Source organism: Mucilaginibacter sp. P4_E8 (assembly GCF_056401495.1).
Window position 1 is genome coordinate 1 of the sequence record NZ_JBFUJG010000380.1, and the last position, 1,369, is coordinate 1,369.

1 protein-coding gene is annotated in these 1,369 nt (G+C 37.1%); it reads right to left on the reverse strand.

Annotation, left to right across the window (positions count from 1 at the left end; genetic code table 11):
• The coding region (locus tag AC1DRQ_RS31565; RefSeq protein WP_477430105.1) for a 7TMR-DISM family protein at window positions 1-1,369 on the reverse strand (1,369 nt) is incomplete at both ends.

Here is a 1,369-nt window from a genome sequence, read left to right on the forward strand (position 1 = left end):
CATTATATCAATGTCACGTTTTAAAGGATTAATATTTGAAGTGACAAAATTAATGGGGTTATTAATTTCATGGGCTATGCCTGCGGTTAACTGGCCCAGGGACGCCATTTTTTCTGATTCTACCAGTTGGGTTTGGGTCTGCTTTAAATTTTCAAGCGTATTTTGGAGTTCCAGGTTTGATTCACTTAATTCAATAGTGCGCTCATTTACCTTTAATTCTAAACCTACATTTTGTTCACGAATAATCCGTTCGTTTTCTTTTAAAGCATTTACTGTTTCTGCCTGCGATTTTTCCTTTTCGGCTTTAAATATATTTATCTTATCGGCCAGTGCAAGCGACAACAAAGTAACTTCAAAGGCTGTACCTAACTGCATGGTATAGTTTGTGAAATTATTATAAGGTAATACACCTAAATTTCGCAATACAAACAAGATTATACCAGTCAAAAACAGTGTCCAGGCCAATAAAAAAAGTCTTGCCGGCCTGTAGCCATTGTACGAAAGCTTAATTACAACTATATACACACTAAAGGTTAAGCATAATGCAGAAATATCGATCATCCTGTAGCTGGTTTGATCAAAGCCAAAAATTCTTAGCACAATAGCGGCTGCATACAGTAAGATCACCATTTTAAATACCCATCCCATTGCAGGCATTCGTTGTTTAACGCCTAAAAATGATTGTGCAAAAATTAAAAGGGAAATACCCGCCAACGCCGGGAATATGACGATGCCTAAATTAAAGAGTTCCGGATGATCAGGAAAAATAAAGCGATAGGCGTAGCCCGATAAGGAGGTTTGCGTAAGGCCAATTAATAAAGTATAGGATACATAATATAAATAACTGATGTCTCTGGTAGAGATGAAGACAAACAAATTATAAAGTACCATGACTGATAATAATCCGATGAGTCCTCCCCAAAGTAAATCATGGGTAAGTTTTGATTCTGCTATTTTTAGTGGTGTACCTAAAACTAAGGGCAAAATCATCTGCTCGTTGCTCCTCACCCTGAGGTAAAATGTAGATGTGCTGTCTTTTGGGATTTTTATATCGAAAAGAAAATCCTGGTGTTTATATTTTCTATTTCCAAAAGGTTCTTTATCGCTTAATTTTACTGTGTTGTATACCCCACTAACCGGAAAATGAAGTTCGCATAAACTTAAGGTAGGGTACTCCAGATTAAGCAGAAACTGATCTTCTGAACTTTCATTCCTGATTGTAAACCTCAGCCAAAAATCTGATGAACTCAGTTGTAGATTTGRCACCTCAGACTGAGAACTCCTAAATCCGGAAGACATGCGCACTGATTCAATTTCAAGACGGCCGGTAGGATCCTCCAAAATAGAGACGTTTTGACCAATAACCATA